General features: G+C 36.7%; 15 protein-coding genes, 1 pseudogene and 1 riboswitch. Of the genes and pseudogenes, 5 read left to right on the top strand and 11 right to left on the bottom strand.

Going from position 1 to position 15,115, the window contains the following annotated elements; translation table 11 throughout:
• Positions 1–161: 161 nt before the first annotated feature.
• Entirely contained in the window at positions 162–1,301 is a 1,140-nt protein-coding gene (gene pbp4b / locus MOC86_RS03140) for a penicillin binding protein PBP4B (protein ID WP_268582671.1), read from the top strand.
• A gap of 16 nt (positions 1,302–1,317) precedes the next feature.
• Here the strand turns inward: pbp4b and MOC86_RS03135 are convergent, their stop codons facing one another.
• Positions 1,318–1,461, bottom strand: coding sequence for a DUF4025 domain-containing protein (locus MOC86_RS03135; protein ID WP_082023622.1), 144 nt, complete (start codon positions 1,459–1,461; stop codon positions 1,318–1,320).
• A 103-nt stretch (positions 1,462–1,564) separates the two neighbouring features.
• On the opposite strand from MOC86_RS03135, the pseudogene MOC86_RS03130 reads away from it, so the two are divergent.
• The 3 genes and pseudogenes from MOC86_RS03130 to MOC86_RS03120 all read left to right on the top strand — a co-directional run.
• Positions 1,565–2,050, top strand: a pseudogene (locus MOC86_RS03130) (ABC transporter permease); the annotation flags it as partial.
• 97 nt (positions 2,051–2,147) lie between these two features.
• Positions 2,148–2,921, top strand: a complete 774-nt coding sequence (locus MOC86_RS03125) for an alpha/beta hydrolase (RefSeq protein WP_268582669.1) — start codon at positions 2,148–2,150, stop codon at positions 2,919–2,921.
• A gap of 81 nt (positions 2,922–3,002) precedes the next feature.
• Positions 3,003–3,275: a DUF2564 family protein gene (locus MOC86_RS03120; RefSeq protein ID WP_268582668.1), complete on the top strand. Its 273-nt coding sequence runs from the start codon at positions 3,003–3,005 to the stop codon at positions 3,273–3,275.
• Positions 3,276–3,313: 38 nt separating this feature from the next.
• Here MOC86_RS03120 and MOC86_RS03115 read toward each other — a convergent pair whose 3' ends face one another.
• Both MOC86_RS03115 and MOC86_RS03110 read right to left on the bottom strand, forming a co-directional pair.
• Positions 3,314–3,514: a zinc-finger domain-containing protein gene (locus MOC86_RS03115; RefSeq protein WP_019393143.1), complete on the bottom strand. Its 201-nt coding sequence runs from the start codon at positions 3,512–3,514 to the stop codon at positions 3,314–3,316.
• Between the two features lie 16 nt (positions 3,515–3,530).
• A complete protein-coding gene (locus MOC86_RS03110) occupies positions 3,531–4,184 on the bottom strand; it encodes a reverse transcriptase-like protein (RefSeq protein WP_268582666.1) in 654 nt (217 codons plus the stop codon).
• Between the two features lie 227 nt (positions 4,185–4,411).
• Between MOC86_RS03110 and MOC86_RS03105 the strand changes: the two genes are divergently transcribed.
• Positions 4,412–4,798 carry a reverse transcriptase-like protein gene (locus MOC86_RS03105; protein WP_268582665.1) on the top strand — a complete coding sequence of 129 codons (387 nt, stop codon included), beginning with the start codon at positions 4,412–4,414 and terminating at the stop codon, positions 4,796–4,798.
• A 31-nt stretch (positions 4,799–4,829) separates the two neighbouring features.
• Here the strand turns inward: MOC86_RS03105 and MOC86_RS03100 are convergent, their stop codons facing one another.
• From MOC86_RS03100 to MOC86_RS03065, 8 genes are all read right to left on the bottom strand, one after another.
• Positions 4,830–5,153: a hypothetical protein gene (locus MOC86_RS03100; protein ID WP_019393140.1), complete on the bottom strand. Its 324-nt coding sequence runs from the start codon at positions 5,151–5,153 to the stop codon at positions 4,830–4,832.
• Between the two features lie 108 nt (positions 5,154–5,261).
• Complete coding sequence (locus tag MOC86_RS03095; RefSeq protein WP_268582664.1) at positions 5,262–5,522, bottom strand: YpbS family protein; 261 nt, start codon at positions 5,520–5,522, stop codon at positions 5,262–5,264.
• A gap of 30 nt (positions 5,523–5,552) precedes the next feature.
• On the bottom strand, positions 5,553–9,182 hold the full coding sequence (locus MOC86_RS03090) for a dynamin family protein (protein WP_268582663.1): 3,630 nt from the start codon (positions 9,180–9,182) through the stop codon (positions 5,553–5,555).
• A 344-nt stretch (positions 9,183–9,526) separates the two neighbouring features.
• Positions 9,527–10,087, bottom strand: coding sequence for an isoprenylcysteine carboxyl methyltransferase family protein (locus MOC86_RS03085; protein ID WP_268582662.1), 561 nt, complete (start codon positions 10,085–10,087; stop codon positions 9,527–9,529).
• Between the two features lie 4 nt (positions 10,088–10,091).
• Positions 10,092–11,180 (bottom strand): type III polyketide synthase, encoded by a 1,089-nt coding sequence (locus MOC86_RS03080; RefSeq protein WP_268582661.1) that lies wholly within the window; start codon positions 11,178–11,180, stop codon positions 10,092–10,094.
• A 125-nt stretch (positions 11,181–11,305) separates the two neighbouring features.
• Entirely contained in the window at positions 11,306–12,610 is a 1,305-nt protein-coding gene (locus tag MOC86_RS03075) for a nucleobase:cation symporter-2 family protein (protein WP_268582660.1), read from the bottom strand.
• Positions 12,607–13,197, bottom strand: a complete 591-nt coding sequence (locus tag MOC86_RS03070; protein ID WP_268582659.1) for a xanthine phosphoribosyltransferase — start codon at positions 13,195–13,197, stop codon at positions 12,607–12,609. Before MOC86_RS03070 ends, MOC86_RS03075 begins: the two co-directional genes overlap by 4 nt.
• 150 nt (positions 13,198–13,347) lie before the next feature.
• A riboswitch (purine riboswitch) is annotated at positions 13,348–13,450 on the bottom strand.
• A 138-nt stretch (positions 13,451–13,588) separates the two neighbouring features.
• Positions 13,589–15,097: a carboxypeptidase M32 gene (locus MOC86_RS03065; RefSeq protein WP_268582658.1), complete on the bottom strand. Its 1,509-nt coding sequence runs from the start codon at positions 15,095–15,097 to the stop codon at positions 13,589–13,591.
• Positions 15,098–15,115: the final 18 nt, after the last annotated feature.

The following is a 15,115-nucleotide window of genomic DNA, read 5'->3' as shown; positions in this document are numbered from 1 at the left end:
ACATATTTTACGATTTTTGAACAAACTTCTAACTCTTAATCTTAATAACCTTTTTTTTGAAAATTAAAACACTTTATAACGCATAATCATAATCTATGAAAAGTTAACTTTTTTTAGTACTATGATAGACTAGAAAAAAGGAATAAAAAGGATGTGAAAAAATGGAGAACTTGATTAAAAAAGATGTGGAGAAAGGATTTCCGGGTGGTTCTTTGCTTGTAAAGAAAAAAGGAAAAGAAGTTTACCGTGAAACGTGCGGATATCAACAGAAATATGAGAAAAAGCAGCTTCTTTCACATCCTCGAAGGCTTAAGAAGCAGACATTATTTGATCTTGCTTCAAACACGAAAATGTATGCTACAAACTTCGCATTACAAAAACTCGTTACAGAAGGAGAACTAAACCTGCTCTCTCCTCTCTCTTTCTACTTTCCTTCTTTCAAAGAAAACGTACGTATTATCGATCTTTTACAGCATACCGCAGGATTTCCAGCTGATTTTCCATACTATAATCGTGAAAAAGCTGGAGATCTATATTCACGAGATCGTTTAACAACGATTGAGCATATTCTTAAAACGCCGCTTTCTTATGAACCACATACTCAACATCTCTACAGTGATTTAGATTATATGATGCTTGGTGCTCTTGTTGAAAAATTAACTTGTCAAAAGCTCGATTTATTTGTAGAAAAAGAGATATTTCAAAAGCTAGGATTAACTCGAACATTATTTAACCCGCTAAGAAAGGGATATGTTCGCTCTGACTGTGCAGCAACAGAGCGAATGGGTAACACACGAGATGGATTTATTCATTTTCCAAATGTTCGAACACACACGCTTCAAGGTGAAGTTCATGATGAAAAAGCCTTTTACTCTATGGATGGTATTTCAGGGCATGCGGGTCTTTTTTCAACTGTTGATGAGCTTTCCGTTTTGGTAGAAATTATGCATCACAACGGTTCATATGGAACAAAACAGTTATTTAGTGAAAGCACTGCAAAAACGTTTGTTACCCCTTCACAGCGAAATCCTTCTTATGGTCTTGGATGGCGTTTAAACAACGGAGATATGAAGTATATGTTTGGAGAGCATGCAAGTCCCTCTGCATTTGGTCATACAGGGTGGACCGGCACGCTAACAATCATTGATCCAGCACATGAACTGACAGTTGTCCTTCTTACAAATAAGAAGCATTCTCCTCTAAAAGATCCTTTAAAATCTTTAAATCTTTTTGAAGGTGATGAATTTAAGACAGGACAATATGGACCTCTTGTAACAGAACTATATAAAAATCTCCTCTAAAAAAGCCTAGAATATTCTAGGCTTTTCGGTCGTTTCTTTCATCACTATTAAACGTATCTTCGCTTACAGCGCCTTCCATATACGAATCGCTTACTTGTTCATGTGTTACATCAAGTTCAGATGTTAATTTCTCATTATTTTGTTTCTGCTTTTCTTTCATGACTTTCCCTCCTTTTTTTACTTCTGCTTTCTATTTTCTCTTATTTTGAAGAAATTATGTAAGAAAGTGGTTAATATAACCTCTAAAAAACCAATTTTCAAAATGGTCTCTCTTTAGAGCACGTCAGATTATTAATGTCACTCTTTCTGTATTCATTGCGACAATTGCGGTCTTGCTTATGTCTTGTTACAGTATAACTTCGCATATTTCACTTTTTTATACATGGTTCTTTTTGTTTTTAACCTTTCTTACTTTCGTATCTCTTACCCAGCTTTTCATTATTTTATTTGGCCAAGGCGGAATGATTTTCAATATTATTTTACTGTCTCTCCAACTTGTTAGTGCAGGCGTTATGGTACCTCGCGAAATGCTTCCATTATTTTATGAGAAAATAAGTGCCGTTCTCCCTGCCACATATGTTGCTGAAGGTCTTTTCACCATTGCCTTTGGCGGAAGCAATATTTTTTCTGACGTATTGGCGCTTGTGATCATTCTTTTTTCTGTTCTCGTTCTTGCTGTTCTTCGCGTCAGCTTTTCTCGCATAAAAAAAGCTGATACGGTAGAGAAACCGAAAGCAGCTCTTTCGTAACTCTAAACAACAATACTCCTTTGTATAAGGCGGGAGAACTTGCTCAAACTAATGATATTCATTAAAAAGTGAAATCATTTCAATAGAGGAGTTTACAATGCCTTATTATCATGTGAAAGATACAAAATTATTCATTGAGGATGAAGGAAAAGGCGTCCCTATTATTTTTCTTCATCCTGCTGGTATGGGGCGCAAAGTGTTTTATTATCAAAAGGAGCTTGCAAAGCAGTTTCGCGTTATTATGCCTGACTTATCAGGATGCGGAGACAGCGAAAATCCGAGCTATATAAAATACGGATTGTTAAATACGTATGCTGAAGAGCTAGTTGAACTGTTAGATGTATTAGGCATTGAAAAAGTAATTCTTTGTAGCTACTCATGTGGTGGAACAGTTGCTCAGCAATTTTGCCTTCTTTACCCTGAACGTGTAAAAGGACTGATTCTAACAGGAGGCTTCCCAATTGTAAATACAAGACCTCTTCAATGGGAACATCTCTTAGGTCTTCACTTTATCAAAAAGTCTCCTTCTTTTGTTAGCAACGTGATTTCACTTGCACACACTAGAGATAGAGCATTTAAAAATGAGCTTCTGCAGCATATGAAAAAAGCAAATCCTTCTGTTTGGCACCAATTTTATGTTGAATCATATCGCTTCAATATTGTTCATGATCTCCATCGATTCTCATGGCCTATTCTTGCTATGTATGGAGCGCGCTATGACATTACGAGTCATTATCACCATTATTACGATGAGCTCACTTCAGACGTATTTTTTATTCACGATGCTTTTCATGAACTTCCAACACTAAACTGGCGTCAATTTAATCTTCTAATAACGGGCTTCATCTATAAACACGACCTTCAGGAATAAAAGAGCTTCTGCATATTTTTAGTCCGAACGAATCAATCTATAAGGTGAACAACTAAAAATATAAAAGTGGAGGCGGTTATAGTGGAACGCTTTTCAAATGATAACGTAACAACAGGGTATAATGATCTTGGAGCAACAAATGCAGCTGTAGAAGCAACAAAAAACATTGTTGGGGCAGCAACGCGAAATATGGACCCTGAACGTTTAAGAGAAGCAACAGAGGCTCTGTTATCTGCTAAAGCGCAGCTTGAAAGTGCCAGAAACAGCGCAACAGGGGTTGATGAAGCTTTTTTACAACGCTGTGAAGAAACGCTTCAAAAGTGCGAACAACAGCTAAATGCAGCCAAGATATAATCAAAAAAGCTGACAGAACAATGATGTCTGTCAGCTTTTTATTGTTTATTTCGAGCAGGCTCTGTCATAAGTAACTCACCGTACTTCTGAAGCTTCTCTCCTACTGTACATTGCTTTATACAAAAGGTTTGAGCGTGCTTTTTCCCTTTTTCTTTATTTAGCGTTTTTTTGATTAAACACCCTTCACAATAATAATCTGAAAGATGAGTAAGCTCTTCTAATATCTCCTTACGATTCAATTTTTTCATCTCCTGTTTACTCGATTTCATACGTACTTGATATCTCTTTTCCATGCAGCGCTTGAGCAGCAAGGGTATCAGCTTCTTCATTTTCTTTTCGAGCAATATGTGTATATGTTGGTTTAATATGCATACCTTTTAACTCTTCTTCAATTCTGTCGAGCCATCGATTAAAACTTTCTTCATAGCATGGCCATTCTCCAGCAAGCTGTTTTAACACAACTTTTGAGTCTCCTAAAAACGTCACCGGAAGATGGTGTACACCAAGCTCCTCTAACTGTTTTACCACATAGTGAAAAGCTGCATATTCAGCTTCATTATTTGACTCAAGTTCATCAAAAGAAGCGCTTGAACGCAAACGATAGTTTTTTCCATTTTGTCTATAATAGATAACAGCTCCAACGCCAGCCTTTTTAGTTAAAAGGTCAAATCCGCCATCAAAATAAGCTTTCACATAGTGAGGCTGTTCTTTCACTTCTTGTAAAAGCTTCTTCATCTCTTTTAATGTCCATGATTGATCCATTTCATCTACAAATGTAATCTCTTTTAATCGCCCTGTTTTCAGAAGATCTTCCGCTATGAGGAGAGCCTCTTTACCATTTGTAAATGCAGATTGAAAATCAAGACTTCTTCCATGACTTTTATACGTCCATCGTAATTGAAAGTCCATCTTCTCTCCTCCTACTAACTTCTTTTTTGACAGTTCGTTAAAGTACAACGACTATCGTACCACTTGTTTTTTGTTTAATCAATTCAAACCTACTTTCTGATTTATTCATAATTTTTGCAACCGCTTCTCTTCTTATTCTTAAGAAAAATATATTTTCCTGCTTTCTTCCTTATACGTTCTGTAAAGTTATATGCTATAATTTTTGTGAACAAAAGGAGGGATACTTTATGATTGAGGTATTTATTGATGGTGCAAGCGCAGGTAATCCAGGACCGTCTGGCGCAGGCGTTTTTATTAAAACACAAGATAACGTTCATCGTTTTTCTTTCCCTCTTCCTCATATGACAAACCATGAAGCTGAGTATCATGCTCTTATTAAAGCACTTGAAGTTTGTATTGATAAAGGATTTAAGACAGTCTCATGTAAAACAGATTCACTGCTTGTTGAAAAAGCGGTTGATACAAGATATGTGAAGAATAAGCTTTATGCCCCTCTCTTAGAAGAGGCTGTTCAGTTAATTGATCAGCTTGACCTTTTTTTCATTAAATGGATTCCTGAAAAACAAAACAAAACGGCCGATGTGCTTGCCCGGCAGGCGATTGTTCGTTCATAATAAAAGCACCGCATTTTTGCGGTGCTTTTTGTTATTTATCCTTTTGAATGCCTTCGTTCATTTTCTCAGCTTCCACTTCTGCGTAAGAAGCAAATCGATGTTTCTTGCTTCCACCTTTTGGCGTTTTTTCAGCTGAGTATTCTTCGGCATATTTTTGCGCTTTGTCTTTATCAAGACGCGCTTTATACTCAGGACTTGGGTTATATTGAGAAGCGAATTCTTCCGCATAGCGGCTGTTCATACTGCTCTTGCTCTTTTGTTGCATACTCGGCATTTCAGAAGCAAACTCTTCCTTCTGTGCCTTTTTGTTGTTGTTAATTTGAGCATTTCGGTTAGCATTTTTCGTACGACCCATTGCTATCTCCCCCTTATCGTTGCGCAAATGTTGTGCACATCTTTATTATGGAGAACTACTCGCTTTTTTATAGATAGCAAATGGTGAAAAAACAGCCAAGTTTTCGCTTTACTTTTCTAGACGTTCAACATATTCCTTTACCATTTCTTTCGTCACTAACTTACGCGTTGGCACAATCCCTTTCTTCGCAAGCTCGTTAATTCTTTTCGTTACTGCGTTAATAGCATCAACTGAAAATGTTTCACCATTTCTGCATTTGCTTACGGCTTGATCAATTTCAAATTCTCTCATGCTTTCTAATTCAACAAATTTTTTAACCTTTTCATGCTGTGACTGTGAGTGTTTTGTAATGGCTTTGTGTACGCTCAATCTTAATTCCTCCTACATGCTTCTAGCTGTTTACTGTTTGTCTTCTTTATTATAGCGACTTTGTGTTAAAATCGCACTTAGTTCTTTTTCAGACTTTTCAATTTCTCTTATATCAACAGGTGTTGTTAAGCTTTTTTGAAGTCTGTAAATATGCTGTTCAATGTTTGTATTCATCTCGTGCTGATAATAATACAGCGTATCTTTAATCCACTGTGCATAGTAAATATTAAAGAGATCTGTCTGCTTTATCCCTGCTTCATTCATTTCCTCTAAGAGCGGTTTTTTCAATTCATCAACCATTTTTTTCTTTTCGTCTCCTTCAAAAAACGCACGTGCATTTCGATAAAGAGATAATGCTTTTTCATAGCTATCATGTTGCTGCTCGAAAGGTTTATAAATCGTAACTTCCTTCGCTTTCGGAATAGGGATTGGAGCAGGCGCAAATGAATCATGAATTTCCTTCATTCGCTGAAGTACAACTTCATGCGCTCCATAAATAAGCTTACTTGAAAAAGCTTCAAGTCTTAGTGTTGTTGCTTGAATCTCTTGTACAAAGTCAAATTGAAGAAATTCAAGAAGCTCGTTTAAACAGCCTCGAAGCTTCTCTTGTTCTTGCTTTTTTGTTCCTTTTAAAACAGAAGGATTAAACGACTCTTTAAAAAAGTCATAGTATCTCATCATCACTCTCTGTTTTACATAGTGAACAAGCTCTTCTGTTTCTTGACGAATTCGCTTCTGCTCGCTTTCAAACTTAAGTTGTTGAACTGTTAAATGAAGGGCTTGCTTTACTTTTTCAATGTGAGCAAGTCGCTCTCTTTTTTCTTCCTTAGATTTCCGACTAAGCTCTTTTAAATCAAGAAGCGCTTTGTACGCTCTCTCTACAATTTCATAAGCTGATTCTGTTACCATTGTTGTTAAGTCTTCTTTAATAAAGTGAGAGAAAGAAGTCCAAAACTGATTAAACTGCTCATCTTTTACTCCGCTTTCTAATGCACGATGACTTGAAAGTGGGTAAAGGCGCGGCTTCCGAATTCCATACTGAAGTAATTGTTCATAAACATAGCGCTTTACATCAAGCAGTTCATTCTCATCGTGAGCTAAATCTGCTGCATTAATAACAAAGAACATTTTATCAAGCGTAAAAATATCTTTAACACGACCAAGCTGGATAAGAAATTCCCGATCAGCCCGAGAAAATGCATGATTATAGTAAGTAACGAAAAGAAGCGCATCAGCGTCTTTTACATATTGGAAAGCAACTCCTGTGTGACGGGCATTGATAGAATCTGCTCCAGGTGTATCAACAAGCGTTATCCCCATATCTGTTAAAGCACATGAATAATAAAGCTCAATTTCATCCACAAAACAAGATTTTTGTTCATTTGCAACATAGCTTGGAAACTCTTCAATCGAAACGGTTAAAACGGTATCAAAGTGGTTTTTCATCTCTTCATAGCCGCGATCAACCGCCTGTAAAAACGAATAATGAAGACGCTCTTTTCCTTCTAGCTTCTCTGTTATTTTTAACTCTTTAATCTTATCTAATGCTTCATCTAAAGAAGACGGGTTGATTCCAAACATATGAAGGGAAGCGGAAATATCGCTAAACATCTCTTTTTCACTTTTCACGTGGACTCTTACTGTCTCATGTTTGTGTTCTTTTGTTGGCGGCAAAATTTTATTAATTGTCGCTGTTGTTGGATTTGGTGACACAGGAAGCAGTTTTTGACCAATCAAAGCATTTGCAAAAGATGATTTACCTGCACTAAACGCTCCAAAAAGAGCAATTGTAAACGAATGTTGACCAAGTGCTTCCATCTTCTTTTTCAATGGAAGAATAAATTTCTCAAGCGGTGGAAACGGCTCTAATGCTTCCACTGTTTTATCAAGATGAACAATCGTTTGCTCCATAGAATAACTTTCTTGGCTCTCTGTTATCTCCTCTTCAACAGGCATCATTTCTTTCGTAATTTGAAAAGCTTGCAGCCCTTCTTTGACAATGGGATGTTCCTTATGTTGAATTAACAGGCTCCAGTCAGGTTCTTCTTGAAAACGTTCACCCCATTGAATAAGCCTTGCTTCGATAATATCTTCTTCTTTACGATCTAGAAAATGTCCAACGCTCTCTTTGAGCTTTGCAGCCTTCTCATATTGTAAAAGTTTTTCTTCTTGTCCATTTCGCCATTCCTTATACTGTTCTTCTTTCATTTGCTTTAGATGGGACAAAATTGGATACGCTTTTTGTTTAGCCTTTGTTTTAATAAATGTTGAGACATCGTTGCTATACGTTAAAATATACTCATTTGTTATACCAACGTCGCTTTTTACAATACTTTCTATATCATCTTCTGTAATCACGATATCATAGCCTTCAATTTTTGCTACAAGCTCTTCTGAAAAAAGTTCATCTTCTCGCATGTGCTTATGGAGAAGTGGAGTAATATGCCAAACAAGCTCTGCTGTTGTTTTCTCTTTAAGAGCTTCCACAAAATTATGCAGCCGCTGCTTTTGAACTTCCTTTGTTTTTTGCTTTGAGAAAAGAAAACCTACTTTGAACTGAGGTTGAATACTTTCTAAATATTCTCGCCCTTTCTCTCTTACTTCGTACGGAATAAGCTGCGCATTTTCAGCTAGCGTGCTTATTTCTTTGCGAATCGTTTCCTCAAATGCTGCAAGCTCTTGCTCTTTTTCAAGCAACACCTCATTCATTTCTTGAATCATATTACGAAACGGAAGTGCTTCACTTGTTCCCATTTCTTCTAATGCGAGAGAAAGTTCTTCTTTTGCCTCTTCTTTCTCATCACTTAATTCTTTTATATATTCCCCTATTAAAGCTTGTAGCGTATTTTGCACAGAATTCTTTAAAAGCTCTTCATAATCTTGAAACATGGTTTGGAGTGTTCGCTTTACAAGAATAAACTCATTTCTTTCATGCTCTTCTTTTTTTAAAGATGTGAAAAACATGCCATTTGGCTCTGCCTGCCAGTTTTGAAAGGATGTTTTAACAGAATGAGTAAACTGCTCAAATGTAAGCTCTTCTTCCCGATGTTTATCAATCTGATTAACGATTAAATAAACCGTTTTTCCTTGTTCACGTAACTTTTTAACAAAATCAAAGTTTACTTCAGATTGGACGTGATTATAATCAGTTACGTAAAAAATCACATCAACAAGATGAAGAGCAGATTCTGTTGCAACACGGTGGGCATCATCTGCTGAATCAATGCCAGGCGTATCCATGAGTTCAACATGATCTGGAAGCGTGCTTTTCTCTGTTGAAAGATGAATCTCCTTAATGGCATCTCCATCTCTACAAAATTGTTTAATTGCTTCAAAGTCATATGGAGCCGTATAGCGAACAGGAGCATCGTGTTTATAGTACACTGTTGCATGTTCTGCACCTTTCACTACTTTCACTAAATTAGCACTTGTTGGAATCGGGCTTGAAGGCAAAAGCTCCTGGTTCATCAACTTGTTAATCATTGTTGATTTACCTGCTGAAAAATGACCGCAAAATGCAACGGTAAACGTTTTTTCTTCTAACTTTCTTCCTAAATCTTTTATTTTCTCAACTCTTCTTTTGTCTTCTCGGCCTTGAAAAAATGCGTATGCTGTCATTAACTTTTTTTGTAAAGATCGTTCAATCTGCTGTTTTTCCATAACTATCACAATACCCCTTTTGTAAAATCAAACTGTCGTTATGTAGGCTAGTTGCCCTTTTATTTCTCTTTCCTTCTTTCATTTTAAATGATTCTTCAGAAAATTTATACGAAAAATAGACAGTTTTTGGACAAACAAAAAAAGACGAGCATCTGCATCGCCTTTTTTCTTATTGAATCTGTTTCTGTGCTTTCTTTACACCTTTTAACATATAAGTTGCTACAGCACCGTACACTACAACAACACCTGCAATGATCATGCTTAACATTGTTAACACCTCACATTGATAGTGATAATCTTTATCAGTAGTTTATCATTAAAGATAATCATTTTCAATTACTTTTTCAATCAATATTCACTCTTTTTCGAAAAAAGAAGAAGCGACCTTTATTTTCCATAGCCCTTTCATAATCTGTCCACTTCTCTAATGCTTCTTCTTCAGCGCTGATTCGAACAGATAAGATGCACAGGTTCAATAACGAAAATGCAATAAGAGTTGCATAAGCATGAAGAATAAGCGGCACTAGCAAAAACTCACATGTAACAACAAAGTAATTTGGATGCTTAATGTACTTATAAGGCCCTTTTAATACAACGTTTGCATCTTTTAAAATCAAAATTTTTGTATTCCAAAAGCGTCCAAGCGAAACTAAAGCCCACACCCTGATAATTTGAACAGCTACAAATAAAATAAAAAGGAGACCAATTACCTGACCTTGAAATTCCCTCCATAGAAAAGCTTCTCCACCAAGTGAAACAAAAAATAGGAGATGAATAATGACCATAAGTGAATAATGTTCTTGGCCATGCTCAATTGCTCCCTTTTCCTTCATCCATCGCTCGTTTCGCTTTGCTACAAAGAGCTCAGCAAGACGCTGTACAATAAGAAAAAGAAATAAAAACATGGTTTTATACCTCCCATTTCAGGAGAAGCAGCTCAGAGCTGAACCCAGGTCCTAGTGCTGTTACAATTCCGTAATCTTGTTCCCTTATTTCTTGTTGTAGAAATTCTTTTAATACATAAAGAACAGTTGCTGATGACATATTTCCGAAACTTTGAAGCACATGAGAAGATATTTCTGTCATTTCTTCACTAAAGTTCAGCGTTTCTCGATATGCTTTTAATACTTTTTTCCCACCTGGATGAGCGACAAAATGCTTGATATGCTGCTCAGTAAGACTATACTTTTTTAAAAACCCTTTTACTTGATCACCAAGCCACGAGCGAACGATAGAAGGAATATCTCTTGAAAAAACGACATATAACCCGTTATTACGGATATCCCATCCCATCACATCTTCGGAGTTTGGCATAAGTGTTGACTCTACTCCCTTAATAGAAGGAAGCCTTTTTTTCTTACTATGTATTCCTATTACTTCATCTCCTGCAAGAAGCACACATGCTACACCATCTGAAAAAAGCGATGTTCCTACAAGATTACTTTTTGATTGATCGTCACGCTGAAATGTTAAGCTGCAGAGCTCAACAGATAAAAGGAGCACCTTTTCTTTTGGATATGCAAGACAATACTCATATGCGCGCGCTAATCCTGAGGCTCCTCCAGCACAGCCTAATCCCCAAATAGGTATGCGTTTTGTATGTGGTAAAAAAGGAAGCCTATTCATAATACGTGCTTCAATGCTCGGCGTTGAAAGCCCTGTTGTTGAAATAAAAAAAATTGCGTCAATTTCTTCTACTGGCACCGTTTTTTCCAGAAACTCATTTTCCCTAATACACTCTTTAATAGCATTTATTCCGAACTCTACGGCATTATGAATAAAAGCTTCATTTTTCTCTTCAAAGGTATGATTTTCTTTGTACCAATCGAGTGGCTGTGCGAAGTAACGGGTTTTAATATCGCCATTTTGAAATACTTTAAGAAGGCGCTCAATATCTGAGAAAGAAGAAGAAAACATTTCCCGTGCAAATTGAAGTGTCTCTTTTTGTAAAAGTTTATGAGGTGGTGTACCGACCCCCACTGAAATGACTTTTGGCAAATGAACCCACCTCCTTCATAGAATATTTTTATCTTTCTTCTAGAAGGTTGTTTTTATACAAAAAATTCCTGTTGAACTAAAAAAAACCCTAACTTCTATTTAAAGAAGCTAGGGTTTTTTCTCAGTTAAACAACTCTCTCTTCATGCAAACTTTTTACATTTTGAGCTTTGCGAACTTTAATGATATTAAAGAAAATATTTAATACGATTGCTGTAAGGCTTCCAGCCACAATTCCATTGCTTGTTAGGATTTGCAAACTTTGTGGTAAGTTTGCAAAAAGATCTGGAACAACCGTTACGCCAAGTCCCATACCTACCGAACACGCGATAACAAGTAAGTTTTCTTGAGCTGCAAAATCAACAGTACTTAACATTTTAATTCCGTATGCAATGACAGTTCCGAACATGGCAATCATCGCCCCACCTAAAACAGGGTTTGGAATTACTGTTGTAAAGGCTGCAATTTTTGGAGCGAAACCAAGGACAATTAGAATACCACTTGCTGTGAAAATAACTTTACGTGACTTAATGCCTGAAAGTTGGATAATTCCCACGTTCTGAGAATAAGTTGTGTATGGAAAAGCATTGAAAAGTCCTCCTAAAAGGATCGCAAGACCTTCTGCACGATATCCGTTTGCAAGATCTTTCTCAGAAATTTCTTTTTTACAAATGTCGCCAAGTGCAAAATAAACCCCTGATGATTCAACAAGACTTACAACTGCAACAAGAACCATTGTAATGATAGCTGTTATATTAAATTCAGGAGCTCCAAAGTAAAAGAAGTGAGGCATATGGAACCAAGATGCTTCTGTCACAGCTGATAAATCCACTTTTCCCATGAAATAAGCGACAACAGTTCCTCCAACAAGACCAAGCAAAATAGCAACAGATCGAAGGAACCCTTTTGCAAAACGATAAATACAAAGAATGAAAAGTAAAACACCAAATCCTAGTAGAATGTTTGAAAGAGCACCAAAATCTTTGCTTCCGTCTCCACCACCAAGGTTTTGCATGGCTGTTGGAATAAGCGTAATTCCGATAATCGTAACAACAGATCCTGTTACAACAGGAGGGAAAAAGCGCACAAGCTTACCGAAAAATTGGGCAATCACAATAACAACAAGGCCTGCGACGAGAATTGAACCATAAATAGACTGAATACCGTATGAAGTGCCAATAGCAATCATTGGACCAACGGCTGTAAATGTACACCCAAGGACAACCGGTAACCCAATTCCAACATATCCTGTTCGTAAAACTTGGAGAAGCGTTGCAACCCCACACATTAATAAATCAATAGCCACAAGATACGTAAGTTGAGCGCTTGTTAATCCAAGTGCTCCCCCTACAATAAGGGGCACAACAACGGCTCCACCATACATCGCTAGAACATGCTGAAAACCTAGTGAGAACACTTTCCAGTTATTCATTGAACAAGCTCCTCCTCTTTAGCAAATGAAACAACGCCATTTTCAAGTGAACGAATTGGTGCAAGTGATTCAATTCGAATCCCTTTTTCACGCAACATTTGCCCACCGTTTTGAAATACTTTTTCAATTACAATCCCAAGGCCAACAAACTCTGCCCCTGCCTCTCTTACAATATCAATTAAACCAAGTGCTGCTTGCCCATTGGCTAAAAAGTCATCAATAACAAGTACACGGTCATCTTTATGAAGAAACTCTCCTGATACGGTAATCTCATTCTCTTCTTGCTTCGTAAAAGAATAAACTTTCGCTGTTAGTACACCTTCATTTAATGTTAATGATTTCTTTTTACGAGCAAAAACAAGTGGAACGTTCAGTTCAAGTGCTGTCATCATTGATGGAGCGATACCTGAAGATTCTAGCGTTAAAATTTTAGTAATACCATCCTTCTGAAATCGCTTTGCAAACTCCTTACCGATTTCTTGCATAAGAAACGGATCAATTTGATGATTTAAAAATGAGTTTACTTTAAGTACTGTTTCAGATAAAATAACGCCTTCTTTTTCAATCTTTTCTTGTAAAGCTTTCATGAGTTACCCTCCATAGTCTGTTAATAAAAAAGAGCCCAGAACTTCCGATAAACGCTTCTCTTTTTTGCGAGTAGCGCACCGGATGTCCTGAGCTCATAATGACTCTCTAGACGTTACACAAAGAAACCTAAAAAACCTTTGTGCAAATTAAAAGACGTGCTGCCTACTCATAGTCGAATTATTTACGGTAATCCGGTAGAAACTTAGCGAGCCATATTCTCGCAATTATATGAGTTACAATACATATGAATCTTATTTTATTAAGATGATATGTTGAATTATAACAGCTATTTTTCCCTATGAAAAGAGGGTATTTTAAAAAAGTCGAACTTTCACAAAGGTTTTACGCTTGAATATTCGTCATTATTCTAATTTTCTTTTTATTGCTCTTTTATAGATTATAAAGCTTGCTATATTTTTCTGCTAAATGTTCAACTAAATAGCGAGCTTCTAATCCTTCTCCTGTCGCTGCTTTTAATAATTCTAACGGATCTTTTAATTTTCCATATTGATGAATATGTTTCGTCAACCATGCTCTTATCTCAGTCACTTTTCCTTGTTGAATTCGTTCTTCAAAGTCTGGGATATCTTTTACAAGTGCATTTTTTAGCTGTGCTGCATAAATATAGCCAAGAGCATAAGAAGGAAAATAACCAAAGCTTCCATCAGACCAGTGTACGTCTTGAAGCACTCCTTCTCCATCGTGTGCTGGACGAACTCCTAGGTATTCTTCATATTTGTCATTCCAAATCGTTGGCAAGTCTTTTACTTTGATTTCTCCGTTTATGAGTGCTTTCTCAATTTCATAGCGGATAATAATGTGAAGAACATACGTTAATTCGTCTGCTTCAATGCGGATAAGTGACGGTTTTACTTCATTTACCGCTCGATAAAACTCATCAAGATCAACGTTTTGGAATTGAGAACCTCCATGCTCTTTCAATGCTTCATAATGACGCTCCCAAAATGCTTTTGTTCGCCCAATCATAAGCTCATAAAAAAGAGACTGTGATTCATGAATTCCCATTGACGTTCCTGTGCAAAGATTTGTTCCAACAAGCTCTTTTGAAATGTTTTGTTCATATACGGCGTGTCCGCATTCATGAATTGTTCCAAAAATGGCAACGCGAAAATCGCTTTCATCATATTTAGTTGTAATTCTCACATCTCCTGGATTAAGGCCAATTGCAAACGGATGAACCGTTTCATCAAGGCGGCCTGCTTCAAAATCATAATCAAGCTCTTTTAATATTTCTAAGCTAAATGCTTCTTGTTTTTCCTTTGGAAATGCTTCATATAAAAAATCTGTTTTAGGAGACTCGGCTTTTTGGACTTTTTGTAAAAGAGTTAAAAGCGTTTCTTTTAAATCTCCAAAAACACGATCAAGCGTTTCTACTGTAACGCCTGGTTCGTATGTATCGAGAAGTGCGTTATATTTATGTCCTTCATATCCCCAGTACTCTGCAAACTTTTGATTAAAGGCTACAATCCGTTCCAAGTACGGTTCGAAAAGAGAAAAGTCACTTTTCTCTCTTGCTTCTTCCCAGATGCTTCCTGCTTCAGAAGTTAGCATTACATATTCACGATATTCTTGCTCTGGAATTTTTTGATTTTGCTCATAGTCTTTTTTACATTCTTCAACCATTTTTAGCGTAATAGCATCAAGCTCTTTTTTAACTTCTTCGTCTCCTAAATCCTTTATATATCCCGCCATTTCATTTGAAATAGACATTGCGAAAATATCGCTTGAGAGCATAGCCAAAACGTTAGAACGTTGCTTTACTCCTTTTTTCGGAGCTCCTGTTCGCATATCCCAATACATTACGTTTACAGCTTCCTCATATCCTCCCATTTTCTCAACATATGCGTGAAATTCCTCTTTTCGTTTATTTATATCCATTCACTGCACACTCCTTTT

It is taken from the genome of Priestia endophytica (assembly GCF_026790145.1).
In the GTDB taxonomy this organism is placed as follows: domain Bacteria; phylum Bacillota; class Bacilli; order Bacillales; family Bacillaceae_H; genus Bacillus_I; species Bacillus_I endophytica_A.
This window is presented reverse-complemented; position numbering and strand designations above follow the sequence as displayed.